Below are 26,158 nucleotides of genomic sequence, written 5' to 3' on the forward strand. Positions count from 1 at the left end.
CATCCTGATGAAGGACGGCTACGCCCGTCCGACCGCGATGGACATGCGCGGCTGGCTGATGCGCGGCGAGGTGCTGATGGCGGTCGGCGTGATCGGCGTGATCATGCTGCTGATCCTGCCGGTGCCGAAATTCCTGCTGGACCTGCTGCTGGCCTTCTCGCTGGTGTCGTCGGTGCTGATCCTGATGACGGCCGTGATGATGAAGCGGCCGCTGGACTTCGCCATCTTCCCGACCGTGCTGCTGGTCTCGACCCTGTTCCGTCTGGGCCTCAACCTGGCCTCGACGCGCCTGATCCTGACCCACGGCCAGGAAGGCCACGAGTCCGCCGGTCAGGTCATCGCCGCCTTCGGCGAGCTGATGATGGGCGGCAATTTCATCATCGGGGTGATCATCTTCGCGATCATCCTGGTCGTGAACTTCGTCGTCATCACCAAGGGTTCGACCCGGATCGCCGAAGTGTCCGCCCGCTTCACCCTGGACTCCATGCCGGGCAAGCAGATGGCCATCGACGCCGACCTGTCGTCGGGTCTGATCACCGAGGACCAGGCCAAGCTGCGCCGCAAGGAGCTGGAGCAGGAATCGACCTTCTTCGGGGCCATGGACGGCGCCTCGAAGTTTGTCCGCGGCGACGCCGTCGCCGGCCTGATCATCACCTTCATCAACGCCATCGGCGGCATCCTGATCGGCGTCATCTCGCACGGCATGCCGATCGGCGACGCCGCCAACACCTATGTCCAGCTGACCATCGGCGACGGCCTGGTGACCCAGGTCCCGGCCATCATCATCTCGATCGCCGCCGGCTTCCTGGTGTCGAAGGCGGGCGTCGAGGGCACGGCAGACAAGGCCTTCGTCAGCCAGCTGGCCACCAACCCGGTCAGCCTGGGCGTCGTCTCGGCCGCCTCGGCCCTGATCGGCGTCATTCCCGGCATGCCGCTGATCCCGTTCTTCGCCCTGGCCGCGGGCTCGGGCTTCATGGCCTGGAAGCTGGGTCGCGAACGCCTCAAGCCCCAGCCGACCGAGGCCGAAATGGCCGCCACGGCCGCGGGGCCCAAGGAAGACGTCGAGGAGCCGATCGGCACCGCCCTGACCATCGACGAGGTCAAGATCGAGCTCGGCTATTCGCTTCTGTCCCTGATCAACGACCTGGAAGGTCGCCGCCTGACCGATCAGGTGCGGGCGCTTCGCCGGTCGCTGGCCCAGGAGTACGGCTTCGTCATGCCGTCGGTCCGCATCCTCGACAACATGCGCCTCGGCACCCAGGGCTACGCCATCCGCATCAAGGAGATGGAAGCCGGGCAGGGCGAGGTCCGTCTCGGCTCGCTGATGGCCATGGATCCGGCCGGCCGCCAGGTCGAACTGCCGGGCGAACACACCCGCGAGCCCGCCTTCGGCCTGCCCGCCACCTGGATCGACGAGAGCCTGCGCGAGGAGGCCACCTTCCGCGGCTACACCATCGTCGACCCGTCGACGGTGCTGACCACCCACCTGACCGAAATCCTCAAGGAGAACATGGCCGACCTGCTCTCCTACGCCGAGGTCCAGAAGCTGTTGAAGGAGCTGGGCGCGGAAGAGAAGAAGCTGGTCGACGAACTGATCCCGTCGACAGTCACCGTCACCACCCTGCAGCGCGTGCTCCAGTCGCTGCTGCGCGAGAAGGTCTCGATCCGCGACCTCGCCGCTATCCTCGAGGGCCTGGCCGAGGCCGCGCCGCACACCTCCTCGGTCACCACCCTGGTCGAACACGTCCGCGCCCGCCTGGCCCGTCAGCTGTGCTGGCAGCACAAGGGCGACGACGGCGCCCTGCCGATCGTCACCCTGTCGCCGGAATGGGAGCAGGCCTTCGCCGACGCCCTCATCGGCCAGGGCGAGGAGAAGCAGCTGGCCATGGCCCCGTCGCGCCTGCAGGACTTCATCCGCGCCGTCCGCGACGTCTTCGAACGCGCCGCCATGGCCGGCGAAACCGCCGTCCTGCTGACAGGCCCCCAGGTCCGCCCCTACGTCCGCTCGATCATCGAACGCTTCCGCGGCCAGACCGTGGTGATGAGCCAGAACGAGGTCCACCCCAAGGCGCGGCTGCGGACCATCGGCTCGGTCTAACTGTTCTCCTCCCCATCGCCAGATGGGGAGGTGGCTCGACGGCGACTCAGCCGTCGAGACGGAGGGGGCGACACGGACCCCAGCCGTTCCTCGCCCACCCGCCCGATGAAGGCGAGCACGCCCTCCAGTTCGTCCCTCACGTCTCGCGCGGCCACCCGGATCACCCGGACACCCAGCTGACCCAGCCAGACTGTTCTTCGGCGATCATGCGCGATCCGCTCCGCGTCATCATGGCTCGCGCCGTCCACTTCGACCGCCAGCGATGCTTCGGCGCAGTAGAAGTCGAGGATGTAGGGCCCGACCGGGTGCTGCTTGCGAAATCGCAGTCCCCGCAGCCCGCGGTTCTTGAGGTGAACCCACAGTCGCGCCTCGGGCGGCGTGAGCGCCTTCCGAAAGGCTTTTGCACGCTCGTAGCTCTTTCCATCAGCCACCGCGTCGCCCCCTCCGTCGCGGCGCGTATCCGCGCCGCGCCACCTCCCCATGGAATGGGGAGGAGATCAGGAAACCTCCGTCCAGCCCCCCGCCGACGCATTGCGCGCCGCGTCATTGGCCGGCCGCGCCACCAGGCCCGACTGGGTGATCCACACCTCGTACCGGGCGCCGTCCGCCATCGGCATGTAGGCGGCCCCGCCGTACAGCGTGTCCACGGCGTCGATGTATTTGCGGTTCTTGCGCGCCATGTCCCATGCGCTCAGCTTCCACGGCAGACCGTTCGTCTCATCGCCGCCCGACAGCGGATGGACGCTGCGCTCGTCGTTGATCTCCTGCTCGGTCGAGGCGTAGCGGCCCGACAGCCGGTCCAGCCGGTACTGGGTGTCCAGCCCCAGCACATTGGCCCACGGCTTCCACTTCAGCACCTGGGCCTCCAGCCGCCATTCGTCGCCGTGCAGCGGGTACAGATTGGTCGCCGCCGCCGCGTTCTCCCCGCGCGGGGGCTGGATCAGGGTCGCCTCGAAATACTGCGGGCCCAGCTGGCGGATCTGGATCGTCGCCACCGGCCGCTCATGCGTCAGGCGGGAATAGGTCTGAACGTCGAGGGCCAGCAGGGAAACGATTGCGGCCACGGCCATGAAGCCCGCGCCGCAGACTCCGCCCAGCAAACCGCCGAAGAACCGGCCGCGGAACAATGCGCCCAGTCCCTTCACCAGCAGAACGAGCCCGATCAGGCCCACGACCGCCGGTACAACCCACCACCACCACACCATGTCATTTTCCCCCGATCCTGACCGCTCGATCTTTACTGTAAATCCTCAAGCTTGCGAGGGTTTCTCCCCTGACGCGACTGGACAGCGCGAAAGGCGCCGCTAATGCTCGTGATTGATGATGTTGGCTCTCCGTCCATGGCTTGAAGCCTTCGGCCATTTTGTGCGGACGCCGACCCTGGGTCGACGCATCGCCAGCCTTCTGGCGCTCGCCATCGTCCTGCTGCTTGCCATCAACATCGCCGTCTTCGTGATGATCCGGCGCACGGCCGAGTTCAACGACACCGTCGAACACGCCCAGCAGGTCCGCTTCACCGCCCGTGAGATCCTGACCCGCCTGGTCGACGCCGAGACCGGCCAGCGCGGCTTCATGCTGACCGCGCGGCCCGAATATCTCTCGGTCCACGACGAGGCCATCCAGGCCATGCCGGACCTCTTCAATGAACTGAATGCGCTGACCGAGGGCGATTCCGATCTCCAGCCCCGGGTCGAGCGCATCCGCGACCTGTCCGACCGTCGCCTGGACGTGATGGAGCGCAGCATCGTTCTGGCCCGTACCGGCCGCATCGGCGAGGCCGTCTCGGTCATTCGCGCCGGACAGGGCAAGGCGCTGATGGACGCGATGCGCGCCGAGATCGCCGCCATCGACGAGGTCCAGGCCACACGCCTGCAGTTCCGCCGCCGACAGTCCGAATGGGCCGGCGGCGTCACCGTCCTCGCGAACGCCCTTGGCGCGCTGCTCATCATCATCCTGGCCGCGGCCAGCGCCTGGCTGATCCGGCGCTATGTCATCGAGATCCAGGCCGCCCGCAGCGCCGTCGACCGCCTGAACGCCGGCCTCGAACACCAGGTCCGCCACCGCACCGCCGACCTGACCCGCGCCAACGAGGAGATCCAGCGCTTCGCCTACATCGTCAGCCACGACCTGCGCGCGCCCCTGGTCAACGTCATGGGCTACACCTCCGAGCTGGAGCAGGCCGGCAAGGTGCTGGAGCGCCAGGTCGCCGCCATCGAGGCCCGTGCCCCCAAAGCCGTCGATCCCGAAGCCGTCGTCGCCGTTCGCGAGGACGTGCCGGAGGCCATCGGCTTCATCCGCACATCGACCGAGAAGATGGACCGGCTGATCAACGCCATCCTCAAGCTGTCGCGCGAGGGCCGCCGCAACCTTGTGCCCGAGCACCTCGACATGGTCTCGATGGTCCAGAAGATCGCCGACAGCGTCCGCCACCAGACCGAGGCCGCCTCGGCCGAGATCATCATCGAACCCCTGCCGCCGATGGAGAGCGACCGCCTGTCGGTCGAGCAGATCTTCGGCAACCTCGTCGACAACGCCGTCAAATACCTCGACCACGGCCGTCCCGGCCGCATCGTCGTCTCGGGCGAGGAGCGGGGCGGGGACGTCGTCTACCGCGTCGCCGACAACGGCCGCGGCGTCTCCGACCGCGACCACGAGCGCATCTTCGAGCTGTTCCGCCGCTCCGGCCGTCAGGACCGCCCCGGCGAGGGCCTGGGCCTGGCGTTCGTGCGCAACAGCGTTCGCCGTCTGGGCGGAGAGATCACGCTTGAGTCAGAACTCGGTAAGGGCTCGACATTCATCCTCAAATTCCCCAAACGCCTGATGCTTGCGGACGCCGGAGACCTTGCATGAGCACTTCCGTCAAGATCGTCATGATCGAGGACGACCTCGGCCACGCCAAGCTGATCGAGAAGAACATCCGGCGCGCCAACATCGCCAATGAGATCGCGCATTTCGCCGACGGCGACTCCGCGCTCGACTATCTGTTCAGCGAACCGGTCAAGGCCAACGGCCCGCTGCTGATCCTGCTGGACCTGAACCTGCCCGACATGTCCGGCACCGAGATCCTGTCCCGGGTGAAGAACGACGAACGCCTGCGCCGCGCTCCGGTCGTGGTGCTGACCACCACCGACGACAAGGTCGAGATCCAGCGCTGCTACGACCTCGGCTGCAACGTCTACATCACCAAGCCGGTCGATTATGAAAGCTTTGCGGGAGCCATCCGCCAGCTTGGGCTTTTCCTGTCGGTGATGCAGGCCCCCGAAATCGAGTGACAGGATCTACGTGAAGCCCGAGGGGGAGGTCATCCGGCTGCTCTACATCGACGACGACCGCGGTCTTTCGCGGCTGGTCGAGAAGGAGTTGGGCCGTCACGGCTACGCCGTCACCTGCGCGCCCGACGGCGACGCGGGCCTGGACCTGCTGGTCAAGCGTCGCGGCGATTTCGACGTCGTCGCCCTGGATCACTACATGCCGGGCCGCGAGGGCCTGGACGTCCTGCCCGACATCATCGCCCTGATCGACCCGCCGCCGGTGGTCTATGTGACCGGCGCCCAGGAGGGGCGCATCGCCGTCGCCGCCCTGCGCGCCGGGGCCGCCGACTACGTCATCAAGGACGTGTCCGAGGACTTCACCGCCCTGCTGCGCAACGCCGCCGAGGACGCCCTGCAACGCCGTCGTCTCCAGCGCGAGAACGACGAGGCCCAGGAGATGGTCCGGCTCGCCCGCGACCGCGCCGAGGCCATGCTGCGCGAGGTCAACCACCGCGTCGGCAACTCGCTGCAGCTGGTCTCCAGCTTCATGTCGCTCCAGCTGCGCCACCTCGCCGACGAAGGCGCCCGCCGCGCGCTGAAGGAATCCCAGGCCCGCATCGAGGCCGTCGCCCACGTCCACCGCCGCCTCTACACCTCCGACGACATGACCTCTGTGGCCATGGACGAATACCTCGAGGGCCTGGTCGACGAGCTCGGCAAGTCGCTCGGCCCCGACAGCGGCGCCCCGTCCATCGTGCTCGACGTCGAGCGCATGAACGTCTCCACCGACCAGGCCGTGTCGCTGGGCGTCATCGTCACCGAACTGGTCACCAACGCCGTCAAATACGCCTACGAGCCCGGCCAGGGCGGCGAGATCCGCGTGGTCCTCAAGGCCCACGGCGAGGGCCGCGCCATCCTGATCGTCGAGGACGACGGCCCCGGCCTCGGCGACGGCGCCGTCAAGGGCACCGGCCTGGGCGGCAAGATCATCTCGGCCATGGCGTCGGGCCTGCGCTCGTCGGTCGAGGTCGACCCTCAACACCACGGCGTCCGCGCCTGCCTCGCCTTCGACCTCTAGGCCTCCGGCGCGTTACAGACCCATGCTCCAGTTCGGCCAGCGCGAACCCGACCTCGACTACGCCCGCCGTCCGACCGCCTTCGGTCTGGTCTTCCATGACGGCAGGCTGGCCTGCGTCCGCGTCGACCGCGGCGAGGGCAGCTACTACGACCTCCCCGGCGGCGCCATCGACGGCGACGAGACCGAGGAACAGGCCCTGGTCCGCGAGTTCGTCGAGGAGACGGGCATGTCCGTCCGCCCCTTCGCGCGCATCGCCGAGGCATCGCAGTATTTCCGCAAGTCGGACGGACAGCCGATCAACAACATCGGCGGCTTCTGGGTGGCCGAGCAACTCTCGCTCGATCCTGCCGCCAAGGTCGAGGCCGACCACGAACTGGTCTGGCTGCACCCCCACACCGCCCTCAACGAACTCCGCCACGACGCCCACGCCTGGGCCGTGGCCGCCTGGCTGCGGCGCTAGAGAACCCTTTGACGCACCACGGGAACGGGCTCAGCCTGGGCCCGTTTACTCCATCCACGGCGTCACCTCCCCGGACGCCGGCTGAAGGAGTTTCGAATGCCCGATCCAGACCGCATTGAAGGCGCCGCCAAAAACCTCGGCGGCAAGGCCAAGGAAGTCGCCGGCAAGGTGACCGGCGATGAAAAGCTGAAAGCTGAAGGCAAGGCCGATCAGGTCGAAGGCAAGGTCCAGAACGCCTGGGGCGGCCTCAAGGACACCCTGCGCGACGACAAGCGCAACTAGATCTCCCCGACGAAACGCGACGCCGTCCGTGCCAGCACGGGCGGCGTTCGCGCGTCCGGCGTCAGTCGCCGCCCAGCGGGATCTTGAGGCCCAGCCCGGAATCGCGGGTTGCGCCCGCGGGCCGGCATTCCTCCGTCCACACCACCCCGCCCTGGGGCAGGGGTTCCGGCCGGCTTTCGCAGGTCTGCTCCTGCAGCCCCGTCGACGGCCGGTCCGGCCGGCCCGGCGTCCCGCATTGCAGCGCATAGCGATCGCCCGCCGCCTCCTGCCGGCAGCGGTCCAGCGATCCCGCCGGCGCCAGCCCCGCGGGCAGGGCGTCGCCCATGTTCGCCGCCAGGATGGAGCGGATGCGGATCTGGCAGGCTTCCAGCGACTCCGCCGCCGGGCGGATCAGCGGACTGCACTGCGCCCGCTCATAGCCGAACGGGTCCGCGCGGGCGGAGTCCGGGATCGCGGGAACCGGGGACACCACTTCGGGCGGAGGCGGCAGCTCCGCCGGCGGCGCCCAGACGACCGGGCCGGGGTTGGCCTGCTGCAGGATCAGGGCGGACATCATGACGGCGGCGAGCATCGGGTGACCCTCCGTATGGCGGCCTTCACGCTAGCCTATTTCGCCAGCGCCCGCATGGCCTTCTCCAACCCTTCCAGCGTCAGCGAATACATCCGCTCGTCCACCAGTTCGCGGATCATCGCCACCGACGGCGAGTAGTTCCAGTATCGCTCCGGCGACGGGTTCAGCCACGCCACCTTGTCCCACTGCTGCGTCGCCCGTTTCAGCCAGACCGCGCCCGCTTCCTCGTTCCAGTGCTCGACCGAGCCGCCGGGCATGGTCACCTCGTACGGGCTCATGGTGGCGTCGCCGACGAAGATGGCGCGCCAGTCGGCCGGGTATTTGTGCAGCAGCTCCCAGGTCGGGATCTTCTCGGTGTGGCGACGCCGGTTGTCCTTCCACACGCCCTCGTACAGGCAGTTGTGGAAGTAGAAGAATTCGAGGTGCTTGAATTCGGTCTTCGCGGCCGAGAACAGCTCCTCGCACATCTTCACATGGGCATCCATCGACCCGCCGATGTCCAGAAACATCAACACCTTGATCGTGTTGCGCCGCTCCGGCCGCATGTGGATGTCCAGCCAGCCCTGGCGCGCCGTCCCGTCGATGGTGGCGTCCATGTCCAGTTCGTCCGGCGCGCCCTGCCGCGCGAACCGGCGCAGGCGGCGCAGCGCCACCTTGATGTTCCGCGTCCCCAGTTCGACCTGGTCGTCCAGGTTACGGTACTCGCGCTTCTCCCACACCTTCACGGCGCGGCCCTGTTTGCCGGGGCCGCCGATGCGCACGCCTTCGGGATTGTAGCCGCCGTGCCCGAACGGGCTGGTCCCGCCCGTGCCGATCCATTTGTTGCCGCCCTCGTGGCGGCCCTTCTGCTCTTCCAGACGCTCCTTCAGCGTCTCCATCAGCTTCTCGAACCCGCCCAAGGAGGCCCATTGGGCCTCGATCTGCGCCTTCTCCTCGTCGGTCAGGTATTTCTCGGTCAGCAGCCGCAGCCAATCCTCGGGAATGTCCGTGGTCAGGTCCTCGCCCGCGCTCACGCTCTCGATCCCGGCGAACACCTTGCCGAACACCTGGTCGAAGCGGTCGTAGTGTTTCTCGTCCTTGACCAGCACGGCCCGCGACAGGTGGTAGAAATCATCCACCTTCCGGCTCGGCCCAGAGCCCAGGACGTCCTTCTCCATGGCCTCCATCAGATGGAGCCATTCCTTCATCGACACGGGTACTTTCGCGTCGCGCAGGGCGGTGAAGAAGGGGAGGAGCATCCGGATAGCCTAGCAGGGCTGAACGGTCGGCCCAATCGGTCTCATGTCGGCGGGGGTCAGTCGGTGTCGCGTTCCAGCAACGCGCCTGTCAGCATCACGCCCGCATACAGGCTGACGCCCATGGCCTCCTTGTACGGGCCGGTCGCGCGAGCCTTGAACCCCCATTCGTCACGGTGGGTCACCAGCGCCAGCGTCAGCATGTCCTCGCCGTCGATCCGCACCCTGTAGGCGGCGGCCAGCGGCGGCGTCTGCCCTTCGACGGTCATGAAATCTCCCGTGTAGGGGCGGGCGTCCGGCCAGCGGTTTTCGATCGCGCCCCGCGCGCTGTCCAGCACCGCCCTTTCGCTGGGCAGCGGACGATAGCGCGTCGCATAGAGCGACAGATCGATCTTCAAGGCTTCGTCATACGACACGCACCCCACGTCGTAGCCGCGGGGAATCTTCGGGTCGCTGACAGGGAAGATCGCGATCCGGTCGTATTGTCCGCCGTCGAACATGCACGTCATGCCGCTGGCGACGTGCGTCACCTCGGCCAAGCCGCTGTCGGTGCTGTTGACGAAGATGCCTTCGGCGTCCGCTTCGGCGATCAGGCGATCGGCGATGGCTCTCGCGGCGGCCACCTCTTCCGCCGTCGCGGGCGCTTCCTTCGGCGCATCCTGGGCCATGGCCATCGGCGCCGCGGCCAGCGCCGCGATGAAGGTCAGTCGAGCAAGCATGAAATCTCCCGGGTACAGGGAGCGATAAAGCCACGCTTGCCGCGCAAATTCTACCTTCGACAACGGAAGCTCCTTGTCATCCCGGACGCCGCGAATGCGGCGATCCGGGACGCCTGATCGCGGAGAGCTCGACCTCCCGGAAGCTGCGTCAGCGGCTATCCGGGAGACGCGGAGGGACACATGCTGCGGTCAGCTGTCTCCCGGACAATCGCGACGCGATTTCCGGGAGGTCAGTCCGGAGAGCGCGTTCCGTCCCGGATCGCCGCATTCGCGGCGTCCGGGATGACAAGGCGCGCTACGCCTAGCCCCGCCGCAGGATGAACTCGTCGTCCATCCACCGGCCGACCGGATACTGGTATCCGCCCGCCTTCTCGAACCCGTAGGCCGCATACAGCTTCTGGGCCTTCTCGTTGCCGCTCCAGACGCCGATCCACAGCGGGCCGTCGCCGTTGGCCTCCATCCAGTCCAGCGCGATCTTCAGCAGTTTCGTGCCCAGACCCAGGCCCTGCGCCGCCTTCGAGACGTACAGCCGCCGCAGCTCCGCATGGCTCGGACGGCCGTCGGGGTGGGGCAGGGTGTTCGGCCCGGTGTTGGCGAAGGCCAGCAGTTCGCCGTCCCGCTCGGCCACCCACCAGGCCGCGCCCGGCTCCTTCAGCTTCGTCCGGATCGCCTCGGCGCTGAAGCTGGCGTCCAGGTAAACCGTCAGGTCGTCGCTCGGGTAGGGGATGCCGAAGCCGGTGACGAAGGTGTCGATGAAGGTCTGGCGGCCCAGGTCGGCCAGGCCCTGGGCGTCGGCGTCGGTGGCGGGGCGGATCACGGGCTCGGTCATCCCGCCGCTTTCGGCCGATCCCGCGTCCCGCTCAACATCTTTTTCGCGTGTTGTTTGGCGCGGGACAGGCATAGTCTGACGTGATGAGCGTGGCTCTCTTCACCCATCCCGACATGCTGTCCCACCAGCCCGGCGTCGGGCACCCGGAACGACCCGAACGGCTGAAGGCGGTGCTGGACGCGATCGACGACGCGCGCCTCGACCTCGAGCGGCGCGCGGCGAGCGAGGTCGCGGTCGCCGATCTCGAACGCCTGCATCCCGCCGCCTACGTCGCCCGCATCCTCGACGCCTCGCCCTCCACGGGTCTGAACCAGCTGGACGCCGACACCGTCCTGTCCCCCGGCAGCGTCCGCGCCGCCCGGCTGGCCGCCGGGGCCGTCGTCGATGCGGTCCGCGCCGTGGCCCGGGGCGAGACGAAGCGCGCCTTCGCCGCCATCCGCCCGCCCGGCCACCACTGCGAGCCCGGCCAGGCCATGGGCTTCTGCCTGTTCTCCAACGTCGCCGTCGCCGCCCGCGTCGCCCAGGCCGAGGGCCTGTCCCGCGTCGCCGTCATCGATTTCGACGTTCACCACGGGAACGGCACCCAGGCCGCCTTCGAGGATGACGACAGCCTGTTCCTCGGCTCCATCCACCAGATGCCGCTCTATCCGGGCACCGGCGCCGCGTCCGAGACCGGCGTCGGTAACATCGTCAACGCGCCCGTGCCGCCCCACGCCGCCCGCGAGGCCTGGCGCGCGACCTTCTCCGGCGGCCTCATGCCGGCGCTGGAAGCCTTCCGGCCGGACCTCGTCCTGATCTCCGCCGGCTTCGATGCGCACCGTCGCGATCCGCTGGCGCATCAAAGTCTTGAGGCGGAAGACTTCGCGTGGGCGACCCGCGCCGTGCTTGAGGTCGCGAGATCGTGCGCGTCAGGCAAGGTTGTCTCATCGCTCGAAGGCGGTTACGACCTGGAAGGACTAGGCCGCTCTGCGGTCGCCCATGTCCAGGCTTTGGGGGAGGACTAAGGGCCGGAAGATACTGCTTTTTCCGTCCTGTAACGCATGTCAGCCCACGCTCGAGAACCTCTGATCGACCATCCCGCGCCCGCGCCGATTCCCCGTGCCGCATCGCTCGTTTCCGTGCGTCCGGGGGCCATCATCCTCGCCCGCCACGGCGAGCCCGCCCTGTCGCGTAAATGCATGCTCACCTCGGACCAGTACCGGGACTGGTGGGCGAAGTACGAAGTCGGCGGCCTGCGCGCCGGCCAGACTCCGCCGCCTGAGCTCCTCGCCACGGCCGAGGGCGCGGGCGCCATCTACGCCTCGACCCGTCCGCGCGCCCAGGAAACCGCCGCCGCCGCCGCCGCCGGCCGCGAGGTGATGACCGACGCCCTCTTCATCGAGGCCCCGCTGCCGCCGCCGCACTTCCCCTCGTGGTTCAAGCTGCCGCCGAAATACTGGGGCGCCGTCGCCCGCTTCTGGTGGCACGCCTTCAATCACCACGAAGGCCAGGAGACCCGCGTCGAGGCCGAGGCCCGCGCCGAACAGGCCGCCCAGGTCCTCATCGGCCGCGCCGAAACCGGCCAGGACGTGCTGGTTCTCGCCCACGGCTATTTCAACCACATGGTCGGACGCCGCCTGAAGGCCGACGGCTGGAAGCTCGTCCACAACCAGGGCTTCCGCTACTGGTCGCAGCGTCGCTACGAAAAGCGCTGATCCCCGGGGAGGGCCCATGCTCCGCCGCACCCTGCTGTCCTGCATCGTCGCCCTGATGGCGTTCCCGGCCTTCGCCCAGGACGAGGTCGCTCCGGTCCGCGTGCGCATCGAGACCAGCGCCGGAACCATCGTCGCCGAAACCGACCCCCGCGCGCCGGTCACCTCGGCCAACTTCCTGCGCTATGTCGACGAGCGCCGCTTCGACGGCGTGAACTTCTATCGCGGCATGGAGCTGGGCCCGAACCTCGGCCTGATCCAGGGCGGCACCGCCAGCGACCCGGCCCGCATCCTGCCCCCCATCGTCCACGAGCCCACCAGCCAGACCGGCCTCAGCCACACGGACGGCGCCCTCGCCATGGCGCGCTACGACCCCGGCACGGCGACCGGCGACTTCTTCATCATCGTCGGCGACGTGACCTCGCTGAACGCCGGCCACGGCGGCCCCGACGACCCCGGCTTCGCCGTCTTCGGCCATGTGGTCGAGGGCATGGACGTCGTCCGCCGAATCCTCGTCGCCCCGAAATCCCCCACCGAGGGCGAGGGCGTCATGCACGGCCAGATGCTCTCCCCGCGCGTCCGCATCATCTCGGTCCGCCGGGTCGACTGACCGTTCACCATGAAAAGCGCCAGTTCTCCCCGTTGAAGCGAGTGACCGGCCCCTCTAGGGTCGGGTCAGATGACTGACTCCCACGCCATCCCCGCCGATCTCAGCTTCGAGGACGCGCTCCAGCGCCTCGAGCAAATCGTCCAGAAGCTCGAATCCGGACAGGCCCCGCTCGAGGAATCGATCGCCCTCTACGAGGAAGGCGCGCGCCTGAAATCGCACTGCGAGGCCCGGCTGAAAGCGGCCCAGCTGCGCGTTGAGAAGATCGTGGTCGGCCCCGACGGCCAGGCCCGCGGCGTCGAACCGGCCGGGTTCGACTGATGTCCGGCCCCGCCGCCGCGCCGATCGGCTTCGACGACTTCATGAAGGTCGACGTCCGCGTCGGTCAGGTCCTCTCTGCCGACGACTTCCCCGAAGCGCGCAAGCCGGCGTTCAAGCTGACCATCGACTTCGGCCCGGCGCTCGGCGTCAAGAAATCCTCGGCCCAGATCACCGAACACTACACCCGCGACCAGCTGGTCGGCCGCAAGGTCGCCGCCGTGGTCAATTTCCCGCCGCGCCAGATCGGGCCCTTCATGTCCGAGGTCCTGACGCTGGGCTTCCCCGACGAAGCCGGAAAGGTCGTCCTCGTCGGCGTCGACCGCGAGGTCCCTGTGGGCGGGAGGCTGTTCTGAACCTCCCCCCGTCCAGCCTGCACGCCGCCAACTCGCCCGAACAGGCGGTGGTCGACCGCGTCTCCGAGATCGCCGACCTGGTCACGGTCGCCCTCGACGAACTGCTGCCCCGCGCCGAGGGCCCCGAGTCGCGCCTTACCGAGGCCATGCGCTACGCCGCCCTGGGCCCCGGCAAGCGCCTGCGTCCCTTCTTCGCCATGGAGGCGGCCGAGCTTTTCGACATCGAGGAGCGGCCCGTCCTGCGCGCCGCCTGCGCCCTCGAATGCGTCCACGCCTACAGCCTCGTCCACGACGACCTGCCGGCCATGGACAACGACGACATGCGCCGCGGCCGCCCGACCCTGCACCGCGCCTATGACGAGGCCACCGCCATCCTCGCCGGCGACGCCCTGCAGACCGCGGCCTTCGACATCGTCCTGCACGAGGACACCCACGAGGACCCCGCCGTCCGCTGCGAGCTGGCGGCCCGCCTGTCCATGGCCTCCGGCGCCCGCGGCATGGCCGGCGGCCAGATGATCGACCTGCTCGGCGTCCGCGACGACCTCGGCGGCGTCGCCCGCATGCAGCGGCTCAAGACCGGCGCCCTGTTCACCTACGCCTTCGAAATCCCGCTGATCATCGCCCGCGCCCGCGAGATGCACCGCCAGGCCCTGATCAGCTTCGCCCACGACATCGGTCTGGCCTACCAGATCGTCGACGACCTGCTGGACGTCGAGGGCGATGAGGACATCCTCGGCAAGGCCGCGCGCAAGGATCACGCCCAGGGCAAGACCAATTTCGTCACCCTGCTGGGCGTCGACGCGGCGCGGCACAGGGTCGCGCATCTCGCCGATCAGGCCCGCGCCCATCTGGACGTGTTCGGCTCCGACGCCGAGATTCTGAAGGCCAGCGTGGACTACGTGCTGCAACGCCGGTCCTGATCGCGACGTTCTCCTGCACCGTTCCTGCACGGATTTTTCAGAACAGATCGACCCGACCCGCAGCGAAATGCTCTACAGCGTGTTGGAAGACCAAAGGCCCAGGTTCGAATTACCCGCATGCCCGACACGCCCCTTCTCGATCAGGTCAAGCTGCCCGCCGACATGCGGGACTTCGACATCCCCCGGCTGAAGCAGCTGGCGGAGGAGTTGCGGGCCGAGACGATCGACGCCGTCTCCGTCACCGGCGGCCACCTCGGGGCCGGCCTCGGCGTGGTCGAGCTGACCGTCGCCCTGCACCATGTGTTCGAGACGCCGAAGGACATCCTGATCTGGGACGTCGGCCACCAGTGCTATCCGCACAAGATCCTGACCGGTCGCCGCGACCGCATCCGCACCCTGCGTCAGGGCGGCGGCCTGTCCGGCTTCACCAAGCGGTCCGAGAGCGAATACGACCCCTTCGGCGCCGCCCACGCCTCGACCTCCATCAGCGCCGCGCTGGGCTTCGCCGCCGCCCGCGACCAGAAGGGCGAGACCAATCGCGTGGTCGCCGTCATCGGCGACGGCTCCATCTCCGCCGGCATGGCCTATGAGGCCATGAACAACGCCGCCGAGGCCACCAACGGCCAGCTGATGGTGATCCTCAACGACAACGATATGTCGATCGCCCCGCCGGTCGGCGGCATGAGCGCCTATCTGGCCCGCCAGGTCTCGGGCGGCGCCTATCGCCAGGTCCGCAACATCGGCAAGAAATTCGTCGAGCACCTGCCGCGCCCGTTCAAGAACGCCGCCCGCAAGGCCGAGGAATACGCCCGCGGCATGATCGTCGGCGGCACCTTCTTCGAGGAGCTCGGCTTCTACTACGTCGGACCCATCGATGGGCACGACATGGACAACCTGGTCCCCATCCTGAAGAACGCGGCGGCCATCACCGACCGCCCGGTGCTGGTCCACGTCGTCACCCAGAAGGGCAAGGGCTACGCCCCGGCCGAGAGCAGCGCCGACAAGCTCCACGCCGTGGTCAAGTTCGACGTCGTCTCGGGCAAGCAGACCAAGCCGGTCTCCAACGCCCCCAGCTACACCAAGGTCTTCGGCACGGAGCTGATCAAGCATGCGGAGCGCGACCCCAAGGTCGTCGCCATCACCGCCGCCATGCCCTCCGGCACCGGCCTGGACCTGTTCGGCGCCGCCTTCCCGGACCGCACCTATGACGTCGGCATCGCCGAACAGCACGCCGTCACCTTCGCCGCCGGCCTCGCCGCCGACGGCATGAAGCCGGTCTGCGCCATCTATTCGACCTTCCTCCAGCGCGGCTACGACCAGGTCGTTCACGACGTCGCCATCCAGCATCTGCCGGTCCGCTTCGCCATGGACCGCGCCGGCCTGGTCGGCGCCGACGGCTCGACCCACGCCGGCTCCTTCGACATCGGCTACATGGGCGCGCTTCCGGGCATGGTCCTGATGGCCGCCTCGGACGAGGCCGAACTGGCCGCCATGATCTCCACCAGCCTCGAGATCGACGACCGCCCCTCCGCCTTCCGCTATCCGCGCGGCGACGGCGTCGGCGTCGAAATCCCGGAGTTCGCCGCCCCGCTCGAGATCGGCAAGGGCCGCATCGTCCGCGAAGGCACGACCGTCGCCATCCTCTCGCTCGGCACGCGCCTGCAGGAATCGCTCAAGGCCGCCGATGCCCTGGCCGCCCGCGGCGTCTCCGCCACCGTCGCCGACGCCCGCTTCGCCAAGCCGCTGGATACGGACCTGATCCTCCGTCTCGCCCGCGAGCACGAATGCCTCATCACGGTGGAGGAGGGGGCCATGGGCGGCTTCGGCGGCTTCGTGCTGCAGATGCTGGCCGAAAAGGGCGCGCTCGACGCCGGCCTCAAGATCCGCACCCTGCACCTGCCCGACGTCTTCCAGGATCAGGACAGCCCGGTGGCCCAGTACGACACAGCCGGTCTCAACGCCGCCCACATCGCCGCCGCCGCCCTCCAGGCCCTGGGCGTCGAGGCCAGCCGCGCCGTCCGGGCATAGAGCTCAGCTCTCTTTCTTCCGCTCATCCCCGCGACCCGAAGGGCGGCGCGTAGCAGCCAAAGCGGGGACCCAGTGCTTTGGGTGATCGGTTCAAGCCGGGCGCGCGGCGGCCGTTGTCCTGAAGCGCCGGCGTTTCTCCGACAGAACTGGGTCCCCGCTTTCGCGGGGATGAGCGGTGGTGAGGGGCAGACGCAACCCGAACCGGCTGTCCCCGTTTTGATCCGGACGGGTGGGGCCGGTCGGAGATCCGTCATGAAGACAATGCTCGTCACCCTCGCCGCCGCGGCGGCCCTGGCCGGACCCGCGTCCGCCCAGCAACCGGTGACCCCCGCGCAGCAGATCATCCGCCCAGAGGACTCAGCGCTGACCTGCGTTCAGATCGCCGACGAGGCGGCGCAACTCAGCCAGGCCATGGGCGGCAATCCCGGCAACAGCACCATCAGTTCGCTGACGGACGTCGCCAAGGCGGGGGCCTCCACCTTCATTCCGTTCGCGGGCCTTGTGATCGCCGGCGCCGACGCCCTGACCCAGGGCGACCGCGACCGCCGCATCGCCGAAGCCCTCGCCCGCCAGAACCGCTGGTTCTACCTGAACGGCCTCTACGCCGGTAACGACTGCATGGCCGACGCGGCCCCGCCTGCGCCGGCCGTTACGCCGGCTCCGGCCGCCGCTGCTCCGGTTCCGCCGCCGGCCCCCGTCCAGCCTCCCGCTGCCCCGCCGCTACCCGCCAACCAGCCAGGCTAGCGTTTCCCCTCGGAGTGCGTCGCCATTCACCTCCCCATCGCAGATGGGGAGGGGGACCATTCCGGCGACTCAGCCGGAATGGTGGAGGGGGCGTCGCCGGCGGATGATAATCAGAGCTCTACCGGCCCAGGCCGGCGGCGCCCCCTCCTGACCGCTGCGCGGTCTGTCCTCCCCATCGCCTCGGGGGCGATGGGGAGGTGAATCTGCTGGCTATTCCCGAACTCTTTTCGCCAACCCGCTGACTTCCCCCAGCTAAATTCCCTCTACGCAGCGAGGTATCCGCCGCGGCGATAATGCCGGCATCCCGTCGATGGGGAGGGCGTCGGATCCAGCGCCTCGACGACGACGGGGTGTGGTCGAGCGATGAAGCCCGGGCGAAGGGTAGTCCGGGGGTCCTCGTCGGACAGCGATGGATGCTGTCCGCTTGCTCGCCGCGCATCGAAGGTGCGGACCGCTGGCTCAGCCGATGTCCCACCCACGTCGCTTCCAGCAATGGCGGCGGCGGAGATCCGTCAAGGCTCTAACAGGGCCGCCAGCCGGAGGGCGCGCGAAACCAACGACCACGCGGGGCGTCCACCTCGTCGAAACGGTAAAACACAAAGCATTCCGGGCGAGGCCCGGACGCCCCGCGCCTTCCCCGACCTTTGCCGGAGCCTCTCCGGCGGGGATGAATGCGCGTGTCCGCGTCACGCCGGACGACGGAAAAGCGCGAATCCTCCGCTCCAGGCAGCGACCGTTCGCCACGCCTCCGAAACGAAGAAACAATCGTGCGCATTTTCAATGTTCTAAAGCAATCCTGAGCCGCCTTGACCTGCGGGGGGCGCGCCTATAGGTTCCGCGCCGAATTCAGACCCCCTCCGGCATTCGTGTCGGAGCGCTGAGGCCGCTATGTCCCTGCCACCGGAATCGCGCGAAGAGGCGATCGCTCGTCTCAACAAGAGCGCATCTGATCTGGAGGCGCGCACGACTCCGCAAATCTCTCACGAGATGGCGGGTCAGGCGGCGGCCAGTCAGGCCTGGAAGATCATCGCCGATCTGTTCGGCGGGGTTTTTGTCGGCCTCGCGATCGGTTGGGCGGTCGACCACTTCGCCGGCACCTCGCCGGTGGGAATTATCGGCGGAGTCCTGCTGGGCTTCGCCATTTCGGTGTGGATGGCGTGGCGCACGGCGCAACGTCTGATGGCCGAAGCCAACAAGCATGGGGAGCCGAAGTCGGTTCCCTTCGATGACGACGAAGACCAGGGAGCCTGATCGCCCGATGGCCGATCCGCTACATCAGTTTCAGGTTACGCCTCTGCCGGGCCTCGACTTCGGTGAAGTCACGCTGCCGGTCGTCGGTACGGTGCATCTGGCCTTCACCAATTCGCACCTCGCGATGACCATCGGCTTCCTGATCGTGGTCCTCTTCCTGACGCTCGTCACCAACGGCGCCAAGGTCGTTCCGGGCCGTCTGCAGGCCGTGGGCGAGACCCTGTTCGGCATGATCGACGGCCTGACGGAGTCGATCATCGGTCACGACGGCAAGAAGTATTTCCCGTTCGTCTTCACGATCTTCACCTTCATCCTCGGCATGAACCTGCTGGGCATGTTCCTCAGCTTCACCGCCACCTCGCAGCTCGCCGTGACCGCCACCTTCGGCGTCATCACCTTCGGCCTGGTCGTGATCGTCGGCATCGTGAAGAACGGCGCCAACTTCCTGAAGCTGTTCTGGCCGACCGGCGCTCCGCTGCTGATGCGCCCGATCGTCGGCCTGATCGAGTTCTTCTCGTTCCTGCTCCGCCCGCTGACCCTCACCCTTCGTCTGTTCGGCAACATGATGGGCGGCCACATCGCCCTGAAGGTGTTCGCCGGCTTCGTGGCCACCGCGGTCATCGGCGCCGCCGGCTGGTTCGGCGTGCTGATCTTCCCGCTGGCGCTGGGCATTACCATCGGCCTGACCGCGCTCGAGTTCCTCGTGGCCTTCCTTCAGGCCTTCGTTTTCGCCGTTCTGACCTGCATCTACCTCAACGATGTGGTCAACCTGGACCACGCCCACTAAGGGCCGGACCAGTCAGTTCCAACCCAACCAACCTAGACCAACAGGACTTAAGACCATGGATCCTCAAGCCGCTAAGCTCATTGGCGCCGGCATCGCGATGTGCGGCATGATCGGCGCCGGCATCGGCGTCGGCAACATCTTCGGCAACTTCCTGTCGGGCGCCCTGCGCAACCCGTCGGCCGCCGGCTCGCAAATCGGCAACCTGTTCGTCGGCGCCGCCCTGGCTGAAGCCCTGGGCATCCTCGCCTTCGTCATGGGCATCCTGATCTGGATCTCGTAATCGCCTGTTCGGCGGCGCGGATGATCCGCGCCGCCGGCTGACGCTTCTCCAGACCTCTCCCCCAGGCGATCGATGACCGTTCAAGCCCAGCCCGTCATGCCCGAAGACGCGACCACCCCGGTGGCCGTCGCGGACACGCACGCCACGACCGAAGCCGCCCACGGCGGTGAACACGAGTCCGGCGGCCTGCCCCAGTTCGAGTTCCAGCACTGGTTTGGTCAGATCGTTTATCTGATCTTCCTGTTCGCAGTTCTCTACTTCCTGATCTCGAAGGTCTTCGCGCCGCGCATGCGCCGCGTGTTCGACGAGCGCGCCTCGACCATCTCGACGGCGGTCAACACCGCCCGTCAGGTTCAGGCCGAAGCCGCCGACCAGGCCGCCGCCGCCAAGCGTGAAGTCGAGGAGGCTCGCGCCGCCTCGCGCGCCACGGCCGCCGCGGCCAAGGCTCGCGTGACCGAGGAAGCCAACGCCCGCGCCGCCGCGGAAGAAGCGACCGTCTCCGCCCGCATCGCCGAGGCTGAGGCCGCCATCGCCAAAACCCGCGACGCCGCCATGACCAACGTCTCGTCCATCGCTTCGGACACGGCCGCGGCCATTGTCGAACGTCTTACCGGCAAGGCGCCTTCGGCCGCCGAAGCCACCGCCGCCGTGAAGGGCGCCGCCTGATGGAATTCTTCAACCCCCACCTCTACGACCTGGCCAACCCGGAACTCTGGGTCGCCATCGGCCTGATCGTCTTCTTCGTCATCGTCGCCTTCGCCGGCGTGCCGAAGCTGGTCGGCGGCCATCTCGACGCCAAGGCCGCCAAGATCCAGTCGGAACTGGACGAGGCCGCCCGCCTGCGTTCGGAAGCCGAGGCCCTGCTGGCCCAGATCCGCGCCGAGAAGGCCGAGGCTGAAGCCCAGGCCGCCGAAATGCTCAAGACCGCCGAGGCCGACGCCCGTCGTCTCGAGGAAGAGTCGAGGGTCAAGCTGGAAGAGACCCTCGCCCGCCGTCAGGCGCTGGCCGAGCGTCGCATCGCCCAGGCCGAAGCCCAGGCCGCCGCGGAAGTGAAGTCGGCCGCCGCCGACCTCGCCGCCAAGGCCGCCGAGCAAATCCTCGCCGCCCGCCTGGCCGGCCAGAAGAGCGACCCGCTCCTCGACGCCGCCATCGCCCAGATGGGCACGCGCCTGAACTAGTCGGGCCGCACGGCTGAAAGAACAAAGGCCCCGCTGTTTCCAGCGGGGCCTTCGTCGTTTCAGAGAGGATCTCCTCAGGCGTGGTATGGACCGTGCCGGTGGTGACCATTGGCGCCGTAGATCAGGTCGTGGCCTTCCTTGCTGTGACCCGCCAGACGTCCGTAGACGTTGCCGAGCACGAGACCGAACACCGCGTGGGTGGCGACCATCCAGGCGAAGGTGCCGAAGCCCGCCTTCATGAAGAAGACGCCTACGCCCGCCATCGGAGCGACCGTCAGGCCCATGATGATGAAGGCGCCCACGGCGAACAGGATGCCCTTGGACTCCGCCGTGTCAGTCGGCAGCCGTGGACAGAGTACCGCGAATAGCGGTCCGAGCACCAACGTGCCTACGACGAGGTGGGCGATCCAGCCGACCGCGACATTGTCCGGCGACTGGAGGACGTAGGAGAGCAGCCGGGGGAAGCTGACCGCCCATGGGCCCAACACTACATTCGCCACCTCCAGGATCGAGACGGCGATCGTGGCCGCGAACCCGGCGGCCAAACCCATTTGTACGCGTGACCTCATGACCTGTAGCGCCTCCCAAACGCTTCTTCTGGTTCTGATTACGCAAAACCAGCATACGCCTGTTGGGGGAGGTGGGGTTCACGATGCCGTGCTTCGCGGCTGCGAGAAGGCTGTCCCGTTTTCACACCGGAACACGGCCTCCCCCGTCGCCTGGGCGGCGCGGAGGAGGGCGCGCGTCGGTCTATTCCGCCGCGATGTTCGAACCTTCCGGGGCGGTCCAGCGCAGCACCGGCGAGCGGGCCGCGCGGGTCTCGTCCAGACGCCGCAGCGGCGCGTGGAACGGGGCGCCCTTGAAGCGGTCGACGTCCCCGGCCTTCGCGGCCTGGGCCAGCAGACGCATCGCCTCGATGAAGCGATCCAACTCCTGCTTCGACTCCGTCTCGGTCGGCTCGATCAGCATGGCCCCGTGGACGACCAGCGGGAAATACATGGTCATCGGGTGGAAGCCCTCGTCGATCATCGCCTTGGCGAAGTCGAGCGTGGTGATCTCCGTGCCCTTCAGCCATTCGTCGTCGAACAGGGCCTCGTGCATGCACGGACCGTCCGGGAAGGCCGGGCTCATCAGGTCCGACAGGCGGGCCTTGATGTAGTTGGCGTTCAGGACGGCGTCCTCGGCCACCTGGCGCAGGCCGTCCGAGCCGTGGCTCATCATGTAGCTGAGGGCGCGGACGTACATCCCCATCTGGCCCTGGAAGGCGCACAGGCGGCCGAAGGCCTGGGCGGCCTCGTCTTCCTCACGCTCGACCAGACGGTAGCCATTGGCGTCGTGCACGACCCACGGGGCCGGTGCGAAGGGAGCCAGGGCCTCCGACAGCACCACCGGACCCGCGCCCGGCCCGCCGCCGCCGTGCGGGGTCGAGAAGGTCTTGTGCAGGTTGATGTGCATGGCGTCGACGCCCAGGTCGCCCGGGCGCACCCGGCCGACGATGGCGTTGAAGTTGGCGCCGTCGCAGTAGAAGTAGGCGCCCGCCGCGTGGGTCAGGCGGCTGATCTCGAGGATGTCGCGCTCGAACAGGCCGCAGGTGTTCGGATTGGTCACCATGATGGCGGCCACGTCCGGACCCAGCTTGGCGGCCAGGTCGGCCACGTCGACGCGGCCATCGTCGGTCTGGGCGACCTCGACCACCGAATAGCCGACGAAGGCGGCGGTGGCCGGATTGGTGCCGTGGGCCGAGGTCGGGACCAGCACCTTGCGGCGCTGCTCGTGCTCGCCCTTGGCCTCATGCGCGGCGCGGATGGCCATCAGGCCGCACAGCTCGCCATGCGCTCCCGCCTTGGGCGACAGGGCCACGGCCGGCATGCCGGTCAGGGTCTTCAGCCAGTGGGCCAGCTGGTCCATCAGCTCCAGCGCGCCCTGCACGGTCGAGACCGGCTGCAGCGGGTGGATGTCCGAGAAGCCCGGCAGGCGCGCCATCTTCTCGTTGAGGCGCGGGTTGTGCTTCATCGTGCACGACCCGAGCGGATAGATGGCCAGGTCGATGGCGTGGTTCTTCTGCGACAGGCGCACGTAGTGGCGCATGGTCTCGGGCTCCGACAGGCCGGGCAGGCCGATCGGATCCTTGCGCACCAGGTCGCCGAGGTCCGAACCGTCGGTCTTCGGCTCCGGCAGATCGACGCCGGTCTTGCCCCAGCCGTCGCTCTCGAAGATCAGGTGTTCGTCCTGCAGCAGGCCGCGGCCGCCGGTCAGGGTGGGGTGCTTGTAGTCGTGGGTCGGCTGGTGCGGCGACGGGGCGGTCGGACGGCCGACGGAGTTCATGCTGCTCATTGGTCCGTCTCCGCTCAGGCCGCCAGAACCTTGCGGAGCGCGCCCGCAAGGAACTTGATGTCGTGATCCAGGGTGGTCTCGGTCGCCGCCACCAGCAGGACGTCGTCCATGCCCGCTTCCGGGGCCAGGCGGCTGTAGGGCACGCCCGCCAGCACGTGGTGGGCCGCCAGGGTGTCGACCACCTCGGCGGCGTTCTTCGGCAGCTTGATCGCGAACTCGTTGAAGAAGCGCGGGGTCAGCACTTCCACGCCCGGGATCGCCGCCAGGGCGTCGCGCGTGGCCAGGGCCTTCTCGTGGTTCAGCAGGGCCAGCTTGCGCAGCCCCGTCTCGCCCAGCAGGCTCATGTGGATGGTGAAGGCCAGGGTGCACAGACCCGAGTTGGTGCAGATGTTCGAGGTCGCCTTGTCGCGGCGGATGTGCTGCTCGCGGGTCGACAGGGTCAGCACGAAGCCGCGTTCGCCGTCGGCGTCGACGGTCTCGCCGGTCAGGCGGCCCGGCATCTGGCGGATCAGCTTTTCGCGGCAGGCGAACAGGCCGACGTAGGGTCCGCCGAAGTTCAGGGCGTTGCCGATCGACTGGCCCTCGGCGGCGACGATGTCGGCCCCCATTTCGCCCGGCGACTTCAGCAGTCCCATCGACACGGCCTCGGTGACCACGACGATCAGCAGGGCGCCCGCGGCGTGGGCCGCCTCCGCGATCTTCGTCACGTCCGTGGCGGTGCCGAACACGTTCGGGGTCTGGACGACGACGCAGGCCGTGTCCTTGTCGATCGCGTCGATGACGGCGGCCTCGGCGTCGACCGCGGCGGCCAGGGCCTCTGTCTCGACGCCGACCGCGTGCACCACGGTCTCGGTGGCGCGGACGTAGTGCGGGTGCACCCCGCCCGAGATCACCGCCTTGTTGCGGCGGGTCACGCGGGTGGCCATCAGCACGCCCTCGGCCATGGCGGTCGAGCCGTCATAGAGCGAGGCGTTGGCCACCGGCATGCCGGTCAGGTTCGCGACCTGGGTCTGGAACTCGTACAGGTACTGCAGCGTGCCCTGGGCGATTTCCGGCTGGTAGGGCGTGTAGCTGGTCAGGAACTCCGACCGCTGGATCACGTGGTCCACCGTCGCCGGCACGTGATGCTTGTAGGCGCCCGCGCCGCAGAAGAAGGGCACGGAGCCCGCTGCCGCGTTCTTGCCGGCCATGGCCGACAGGGCGCGCTCCACCTCCAGCTCGCCTGCTACGCGGGGCAGGTCGACGAAGCCTTCGCGGCGCGCCGCTTCGGGAACGTCCACAAACAGATCGTCAATCGACTTGGCGCCGATGGCCGTCAGCATGGCGGCGCGGTCGTCGGGGGTCAGCGGGAGGTAGCGCATGGCAGGGGAGGTCCGTGCGTAAGAGGGCTTACAGGGTGGCCAGGAAAGCGTCGTAGGCGGCGCGGTCCATCAGGGCGTCGAGCTGCGATGCGTCCGAGATCTTGATCTTGGCGAACCAGCCTTCGCCTTCCGGGTCGGCGTTGACGGTTTCCGGGGCGGAGGCGAGGGCGGCGTTGCCTTCGACCACTTCGCCCGACACGGGGGCGTAGACGTCCGAAGCCGCCTTCACGCTCTCGACGACGGCGAAGCTGTCGCCCTGGGCGACGGTCTTGCCGGCGTCCGGGGTCTCGACGAACACCACGTCGCCCAGGGCGTCGGCGGCGTGCTTGGAGATGCCGACGGTGGCGATGTCACCGTCGAGGCTGACCCACTCGTGATCCTTGGTGAACTTCATGGTCTGATCCTCAGGCCTTGGGTTTGCGGTAATAGCGTTGCGCCACGAACGGGGTGGCGATGACTTCGGCGGCGGCGGGCTTGCCGCGCACCACGACCTTCAGCTCTGTGCCCAGCCCGGCGAAGGCCGGCGGCACGTAGCCCATGGCGATGTTGCGGCCCAGGGTCGGCGACGGGCCGCCCGAGGTGACATTGCCGATGATGTTTCCGTCAGCGTCGGCGATCTCTGCGCCTTCGCGCGCCGGGGCGCCTTCCTTGACGCTCAGGCCGACGCGGATGCGCGACGGGCCGTCGGCCAGTTCCTTGAGCACGCGGTCGGCGCCGTTGAAGTCGGCGCGTTCCTTGCGCGACTTGGACAGGGCGAACGTAAGCGCGCCTTCGACCGGGCTGGTCGAGGCGTCGATGTCGTGGCCGTGCAGCGGCAGGCCGGCTTCCAGGCGCAGGCTGTCGCGGGCGCCCAGGCCGATCGGCTTGACGCGGGCGTCCTGCAGCAGGGTGTTCCAGACGCGCTCGGCCTGGTCGGCCGGCACGGAGATCTCGTAGCCGTCCTCGCCGGTGTAGCCCGAGCGCGAGATGAAGCAGTCGCAGCCGAACAGCATCAGCCGGGCGCATTCCATGAAGCCCATCTCGGCCAGCAGCGGCTCGTGCTGGGCCATGACCTCGGCGGCTTCCGGCCCCTGGATGGCCAGCAGGGCGCGGTCGGCCAGGATGGTCAGTTTGGCGTCGCCGGCCAGATTGGCCTGCAGGAAGGCGAAGTCGGCGTCCTTGTTGCCGGCGTTGACCACCACATAGAGGCCGTCATGGTCGGGCTTGCCGGCCATCAGGTCGTCCATGATGCCGCCCTCGGCGTTCAGCAGCAGCGAATACTTCTGCTTGCCGGTCTTCAGGATCTCATAGTCGCCGGGCACGAAGCGCTCGAACTGGGCGATGGCGTCGTCGCCGGTGATCTTGCACTGGCCCATGTGGGAGACGTCGAACAGGCCGGCGTGCTCGCGGGTCCAGCGATGCTCGGCCAGCACGCCTTCGTACTGCACCGGCATGTCATAGCCGCCGAACCCGACCATGCGGGCGCCGGCGGCGCGATGCGCGGCGTTGAGGGGCGTGGTCTTCAGGGTTTCGTCGGTCATCTCAGACTCTCGCGGTCGCGTGTTGCAGCGGAAGCTCCGCCGTCGTCGCGCCCCCGCTGTCCTGAAGCCTGAGAGATTCCGGCCTTTCGACCTTGCTCCGTCGGCGCGCCCTGCGGGGCGACTTTCCAGCGTCCGAATGTCCTCGCGGTCCGTTTGCCTGAGCGTTTCCGGGGCGGTTGCGCCTTCGGCTCCGGATCCTCCGAAGAGGCTCCGATCTCTCCCGCGAGAGCGCCGGGACCTAGGCCCCGACTCCGCCGTGG

General features: G+C 68.3%; 30 protein-coding genes and 2 riboswitches. Of the genes, 19 read left to right on the forward strand and 11 right to left on the reverse strand.

The genetic code is table 11. The features are described 5' to 3' along the window. Window positions 1–7 precede the first annotated feature (7 nt). Window positions 8–2,098 carry a flagellar biosynthesis protein FlhA gene (flhA, locus tag GGR12_RS05505; protein ID WP_221212275.1) on the forward strand — a complete coding sequence of 697 codons (2,091 nt, stop codon included), beginning with the start codon at window positions 8–10 and terminating at the stop codon, window positions 2,096–2,098. On the opposite strand, the gene GGR12_RS05510 is transcribed toward flhA, so the two are convergent. Both GGR12_RS05510 and GGR12_RS05515 read right to left on the reverse strand, forming a co-directional pair. After that, window positions 2,095–2,529 (reverse strand): endonuclease domain-containing protein, encoded by a 435-nt coding sequence (locus GGR12_RS05510; RefSeq protein ID WP_343053099.1) that lies wholly within the window; start codon window positions 2,527–2,529, stop codon window positions 2,095–2,097. The genes flhA and GGR12_RS05510 overlap by 4 nt on opposite strands. Before the next feature lie 66 nt (window positions 2,530–2,595). Then, window positions 2,596–3,270 (reverse strand): hypothetical protein, encoded by a 675-nt coding sequence (locus tag GGR12_RS05515; RefSeq protein ID WP_343053100.1) that lies wholly within the window; start codon window positions 3,268–3,270, stop codon window positions 2,596–2,598. Window positions 3,271–3,418: 148 nt separating this feature from the next. Between GGR12_RS05515 and GGR12_RS05520 the strand changes: the two genes are divergently transcribed. The 5 genes from GGR12_RS05520 (at window position 3,419) to GGR12_RS05540 (ending at window position 7,169) form a co-directional block, all read left to right on the forward strand. Next, complete coding sequence (locus GGR12_RS05520) at window positions 3,419–4,948, forward strand: sensor histidine kinase (RefSeq protein ID WP_246328734.1); 1,530 nt, start codon at window positions 3,419–3,421, stop codon at window positions 4,946–4,948. Continuing rightward, on the forward strand, window positions 4,945–5,370 hold the full coding sequence (locus GGR12_RS05525; protein WP_183203351.1) for a response regulator: 426 nt from the start codon (window positions 4,945–4,947) through the stop codon (window positions 5,368–5,370). The genes GGR12_RS05520 and GGR12_RS05525 overlap by 4 nt, the downstream gene beginning before the upstream one ends. A 10-nt stretch (window positions 5,371–5,380) precedes the next feature. Further along, the gene (locus GGR12_RS05530) at window positions 5,381–6,427 is read left to right on the forward strand and encodes a histidine kinase dimerization/phosphoacceptor domain -containing protein (protein ID WP_183203352.1); all 1,047 of its coding nucleotides are present in this window, start codon (window positions 5,381–5,383) and stop codon (window positions 6,425–6,427) included. A 22-nt stretch (window positions 6,428–6,449) separates the two neighbouring features. Then, on the forward strand, window positions 6,450–6,887 hold the full coding sequence (locus GGR12_RS05535; RefSeq protein ID WP_183203353.1) for an NUDIX domain-containing protein: 438 nt from the start codon (window positions 6,450–6,452) through the stop codon (window positions 6,885–6,887). 96 nt (window positions 6,888–6,983) lie between these two features. Then, window positions 6,984–7,169 carry a CsbD family protein gene (locus GGR12_RS05540; RefSeq protein WP_183203354.1) on the forward strand — a complete coding sequence of 62 codons (186 nt, stop codon included), beginning with the start codon at window positions 6,984–6,986 and terminating at the stop codon, window positions 7,167–7,169. A gap of 61 nt (window positions 7,170–7,230) precedes the next feature. Here GGR12_RS05540 and GGR12_RS05545 read toward each other — a convergent pair whose 3' ends face one another. The 4 genes from GGR12_RS05545 to GGR12_RS05560 form a co-directional block, all read right to left on the reverse strand. Then, window positions 7,231–7,740 carry a hypothetical protein gene (locus GGR12_RS05545; protein ID WP_183203355.1) on the reverse strand — a complete coding sequence of 170 codons (510 nt, stop codon included), beginning with the start codon at window positions 7,738–7,740 and terminating at the stop codon, window positions 7,231–7,233. A 35-nt stretch (window positions 7,741–7,775) separates the two neighbouring features. Then, complete coding sequence (locus tag GGR12_RS05550) at window positions 7,776–8,978, reverse strand: vWA domain-containing protein (protein WP_183203356.1); 1,203 nt, start codon at window positions 8,976–8,978, stop codon at window positions 7,776–7,778. A 56-nt stretch (window positions 8,979–9,034) separates the two neighbouring features. Further along, complete coding sequence (locus GGR12_RS05555) at window positions 9,035–9,694, reverse strand: hypothetical protein (protein ID WP_183203357.1); 660 nt, start codon at window positions 9,692–9,694, stop codon at window positions 9,035–9,037. Between the two features lie 301 nt (window positions 9,695–9,995). Then, window positions 9,996–10,523: a GNAT family N-acetyltransferase gene (locus GGR12_RS05560; RefSeq protein ID WP_183203358.1), complete on the reverse strand. Its 528-nt coding sequence runs from the start codon at window positions 10,521–10,523 to the stop codon at window positions 9,996–9,998. Window positions 10,524–10,606: 83 nt separating this feature from the next. On the opposite strand from GGR12_RS05560, the gene GGR12_RS05565 reads away from it, so the two are divergent. From GGR12_RS05565 to GGR12_RS05625, 13 genes are all read left to right on the forward strand, one after another. Continuing rightward, window positions 10,607–11,527 carry a histone deacetylase family protein gene (locus GGR12_RS05565; RefSeq protein WP_183203359.1) on the forward strand — a complete coding sequence of 307 codons (921 nt, stop codon included), beginning with the start codon at window positions 10,607–10,609 and terminating at the stop codon, window positions 11,525–11,527. Between the two features lie 36 nt (window positions 11,528–11,563). Beyond that, window positions 11,564–12,217: a histidine phosphatase family protein gene (locus GGR12_RS05570; RefSeq protein ID WP_183203360.1), complete on the forward strand. Its 654-nt coding sequence runs from the start codon at window positions 11,564–11,566 to the stop codon at window positions 12,215–12,217. A gap of 16 nt (window positions 12,218–12,233) precedes the next feature. After that, window positions 12,234–12,824, forward strand: a complete 591-nt coding sequence (locus tag GGR12_RS05575) for a peptidylprolyl isomerase (RefSeq protein ID WP_183203361.1) — start codon at window positions 12,234–12,236, stop codon at window positions 12,822–12,824. A gap of 69 nt (window positions 12,825–12,893) precedes the next feature. Then, on the forward strand, window positions 12,894–13,142 hold the full coding sequence (locus GGR12_RS05580; protein ID WP_183203362.1) for an exodeoxyribonuclease VII small subunit: 249 nt from the start codon (window positions 12,894–12,896) through the stop codon (window positions 13,140–13,142). Beyond that, on the forward strand, window positions 13,142–13,495 hold the full coding sequence (locus GGR12_RS05585; RefSeq protein WP_183203363.1) for a tRNA-binding protein: 354 nt from the start codon (window positions 13,142–13,144) through the stop codon (window positions 13,493–13,495). The genes GGR12_RS05580 and GGR12_RS05585 overlap by 1 nt, the downstream gene beginning before the upstream one ends. A 47-nt stretch (window positions 13,496–13,542) precedes the next feature. Next, window positions 13,543–14,415: a farnesyl diphosphate synthase gene (locus tag GGR12_RS05590; protein ID WP_183203364.1), complete on the forward strand. Its 873-nt coding sequence runs from the start codon at window positions 13,543–13,545 to the stop codon at window positions 14,413–14,415. Window positions 14,416–14,532: 117 nt separating this feature from the next. Next, window positions 14,533–16,443 (forward strand): 1-deoxy-D-xylulose-5-phosphate synthase, encoded by a 1,911-nt coding sequence (dxs, locus tag GGR12_RS05595; protein WP_183203365.1) that lies wholly within the window; start codon window positions 14,533–14,535, stop codon window positions 16,441–16,443. A 252-nt stretch (window positions 16,444–16,695) separates the two neighbouring features. Then, on the forward strand, window positions 16,696–17,187 hold the full coding sequence (locus tag GGR12_RS05600) for a hypothetical protein (protein ID WP_183203366.1): 492 nt from the start codon (window positions 16,696–16,698) through the stop codon (window positions 17,185–17,187). A gap of 888 nt (window positions 17,188–18,075) precedes the next feature. Then, entirely contained in the window at window positions 18,076–18,438 is a 363-nt protein-coding gene (locus tag GGR12_RS05605; RefSeq protein WP_183203367.1) for an AtpZ/AtpI family protein, read from the forward strand. Window positions 18,439–18,445: 7 nt separating this feature from the next. Beyond that, window positions 18,446–19,225: a F0F1 ATP synthase subunit A gene (locus GGR12_RS05610; protein ID WP_183203368.1), complete on the forward strand. Its 780-nt coding sequence runs from the start codon at window positions 18,446–18,448 to the stop codon at window positions 19,223–19,225. 55 nt (window positions 19,226–19,280) lie between these two features. Next, on the forward strand, window positions 19,281–19,505 hold the full coding sequence (locus GGR12_RS05615; protein ID WP_056451155.1) for a F0F1 ATP synthase subunit C: 225 nt from the start codon (window positions 19,281–19,283) through the stop codon (window positions 19,503–19,505). Between the two features lie 72 nt (window positions 19,506–19,577). Continuing rightward, window positions 19,578–20,171 carry a F0F1 ATP synthase subunit B family protein gene (locus tag GGR12_RS05620; protein ID WP_246328735.1) on the forward strand — a complete coding sequence of 198 codons (594 nt, stop codon included), beginning with the start codon at window positions 19,578–19,580 and terminating at the stop codon, window positions 20,169–20,171. Then, window positions 20,171–20,683 carry a F0F1 ATP synthase subunit B gene (locus GGR12_RS05625; RefSeq protein ID WP_183203369.1) on the forward strand — a complete coding sequence of 171 codons (513 nt, stop codon included), beginning with the start codon at window positions 20,171–20,173 and terminating at the stop codon, window positions 20,681–20,683. Before GGR12_RS05620 ends, GGR12_RS05625 begins: the two co-directional genes overlap by 1 nt. A 74-nt stretch (window positions 20,684–20,757) precedes the next feature. Here GGR12_RS05625 and GGR12_RS05630 read toward each other — a convergent pair whose 3' ends face one another. The 5 genes from GGR12_RS05630 to gcvT form a co-directional block, all read right to left on the reverse strand. After that, window positions 20,758–21,234, reverse strand: a complete 477-nt coding sequence (locus GGR12_RS05630; protein WP_183203370.1) for a DUF6789 family protein — start codon at window positions 21,232–21,234, stop codon at window positions 20,758–20,760. A gap of 199 nt (window positions 21,235–21,433) precedes the next feature. Next, complete coding sequence (gcvPB, locus tag GGR12_RS05635) at window positions 21,434–23,017, reverse strand: aminomethyl-transferring glycine dehydrogenase subunit GcvPB (protein ID WP_183203371.1); 1,584 nt, start codon at window positions 23,015–23,017, stop codon at window positions 21,434–21,436. Window positions 23,018–23,031: 14 nt separating this feature from the next. Next, on the reverse strand, window positions 23,032–24,378 hold the full coding sequence (gene gcvPA, locus GGR12_RS05640; protein ID WP_183203372.1) for an aminomethyl-transferring glycine dehydrogenase subunit GcvPA: 1,347 nt from the start codon (window positions 24,376–24,378) through the stop codon (window positions 23,032–23,034). A gap of 28 nt (window positions 24,379–24,406) precedes the next feature. Next, window positions 24,407–24,772 (reverse strand): glycine cleavage system protein GcvH, encoded by a 366-nt coding sequence (gcvH, locus tag GGR12_RS05645; protein ID WP_183203373.1) that lies wholly within the window; start codon window positions 24,770–24,772, stop codon window positions 24,407–24,409. Between the two features lie 10 nt (window positions 24,773–24,782). Next, on the reverse strand, window positions 24,783–25,898 hold the full coding sequence (gene gcvT / locus GGR12_RS05650) for a glycine cleavage system aminomethyltransferase GcvT (RefSeq protein WP_183203374.1): 1,116 nt from the start codon (window positions 25,896–25,898) through the stop codon (window positions 24,783–24,785). Window positions 25,899–25,952: 54 nt separating this feature from the next. Further along, window positions 25,953–26,029: riboswitch (glycine riboswitch) on the reverse strand. Window positions 26,030–26,033: 4 nt separating this feature from the next. Next, a riboswitch (glycine riboswitch) is annotated at window positions 26,034–26,131 on the reverse strand. Between the last annotated feature and the right edge of the window lie 27 nt (window positions 26,132–26,158).

Origin of the sequence: Brevundimonas lenta, from assembly GCF_014196335.1 — a bacterium.
GTDB classification, from domain to species: Bacteria; Pseudomonadota; Alphaproteobacteria; order Caulobacterales; family Caulobacteraceae; genus Brevundimonas; species Brevundimonas lenta.

Excerpts from the sequence above, each read along its gene's own strand:
- flhA (WP_221212275.1), top strand. The coding sequence starts at position 8 with ATGAAGGACGGCTACGCCCGTCCGACCGCGATGGACATGCGCGGCTGG.
- GGR12_RS05555 (WP_183203357.1), bottom strand. The coding sequence starts at position 9,694 with ATGCTTGCTCGACTGACCTTCATCGCGGCGCTGGCCGCGGCGCCGATG.
- GGR12_RS05540 (WP_183203354.1), top strand. The coding sequence starts at position 6,984 with ATGCCCGATCCAGACCGCATTGAAGGCGCCGCCAAAAACCTCGGCGGC.
- GGR12_RS05610 (WP_183203368.1), top strand. The coding sequence starts at position 18,446 with ATGGCCGATCCGCTACATCAGTTTCAGGTTACGCCTCTGCCGGGCCTC.
- GGR12_RS05550 (WP_183203356.1), bottom strand. The coding sequence starts at position 8,978 with ATGCTCCTCCCCTTCTTCACCGCCCTGCGCGACGCGAAAGTACCCGTG.
- gcvT (WP_183203374.1), bottom strand. The coding sequence starts at position 25,898 with ATGACCGACGAAACCCTGAAGACCACGCCCCTCAACGCCGCGCATCGC.
- GGR12_RS05525 (WP_183203351.1), top strand. The coding sequence starts at position 4,945 with ATGAGCACTTCCGTCAAGATCGTCATGATCGAGGACGACCTCGGCCAC.
- GGR12_RS05520 (WP_246328734.1), top strand. The coding sequence starts at position 3,419 with ATGATGTTGGCTCTCCGTCCATGGCTTGAAGCCTTCGGCCATTTTGTG.
- GGR12_RS05560 (WP_183203358.1), bottom strand. The coding sequence starts at position 10,523 with ATGACCGAGCCCGTGATCCGCCCCGCCACCGACGCCGACGCCCAGGGC.
- GGR12_RS05575 (WP_183203361.1), top strand. The coding sequence starts at position 12,234 with ATGCTCCGCCGCACCCTGCTGTCCTGCATCGTCGCCCTGATGGCGTTC.
- gcvH (WP_183203373.1), bottom strand. The coding sequence starts at position 24,772 with ATGAAGTTCACCAAGGATCACGAGTGGGTCAGCCTCGACGGTGACATC.
- GGR12_RS05630 (WP_183203370.1), bottom strand. The coding sequence starts at position 21,234 with ATGGGTTTGGCCGCCGGGTTCGCGGCCACGATCGCCGTCTCGATCCTG.
- GGR12_RS05535 (WP_183203353.1), top strand. The coding sequence starts at position 6,450 with ATGCTCCAGTTCGGCCAGCGCGAACCCGACCTCGACTACGCCCGCCGT.
- GGR12_RS05565 (WP_183203359.1), top strand. The coding sequence starts at position 10,607 with ATGAGCGTGGCTCTCTTCACCCATCCCGACATGCTGTCCCACCAGCCC.
- gcvPB (WP_183203371.1), bottom strand. The coding sequence starts at position 23,017 with ATGAGCAGCATGAACTCCGTCGGCCGTCCGACCGCCCCGTCGCCGCAC.
- GGR12_RS05605 (WP_183203367.1), top strand. The coding sequence starts at position 18,076 with ATGTCCCTGCCACCGGAATCGCGCGAAGAGGCGATCGCTCGTCTCAAC.
- GGR12_RS05585 (WP_183203363.1), top strand. The coding sequence starts at position 13,142 with ATGTCCGGCCCCGCCGCCGCGCCGATCGGCTTCGACGACTTCATGAAG.
- GGR12_RS05615 (WP_056451155.1), top strand. The coding sequence starts at position 19,281 with ATGGATCCTCAAGCCGCTAAGCTCATTGGCGCCGGCATCGCGATGTGC.
- GGR12_RS05580 (WP_183203362.1), top strand. The coding sequence starts at position 12,894 with ATGACTGACTCCCACGCCATCCCCGCCGATCTCAGCTTCGAGGACGCG.
- GGR12_RS05620 (WP_246328735.1), top strand. The coding sequence starts at position 19,578 with ATGACCGTTCAAGCCCAGCCCGTCATGCCCGAAGACGCGACCACCCCG.
- GGR12_RS05570 (WP_183203360.1), top strand. The coding sequence starts at position 11,564 with ATGTCAGCCCACGCTCGAGAACCTCTGATCGACCATCCCGCGCCCGCG.
- GGR12_RS05600 (WP_183203366.1), top strand. The coding sequence starts at position 16,696 with ATGAAGACAATGCTCGTCACCCTCGCCGCCGCGGCGGCCCTGGCCGGA.
- gcvPA (WP_183203372.1), bottom strand. The coding sequence starts at position 24,378 with ATGCGCTACCTCCCGCTGACCCCCGACGACCGCGCCGCCATGCTGACG.
- dxs (WP_183203365.1), top strand. The coding sequence starts at position 14,533 with ATGCCCGACACGCCCCTTCTCGATCAGGTCAAGCTGCCCGCCGACATG.
- GGR12_RS05625 (WP_183203369.1), top strand. The coding sequence starts at position 20,171 with ATGGAATTCTTCAACCCCCACCTCTACGACCTGGCCAACCCGGAACTC.
- GGR12_RS05545 (WP_183203355.1), bottom strand. The coding sequence starts at position 7,740 with ATGCTCGCCGCCGTCATGATGTCCGCCCTGATCCTGCAGCAGGCCAAC.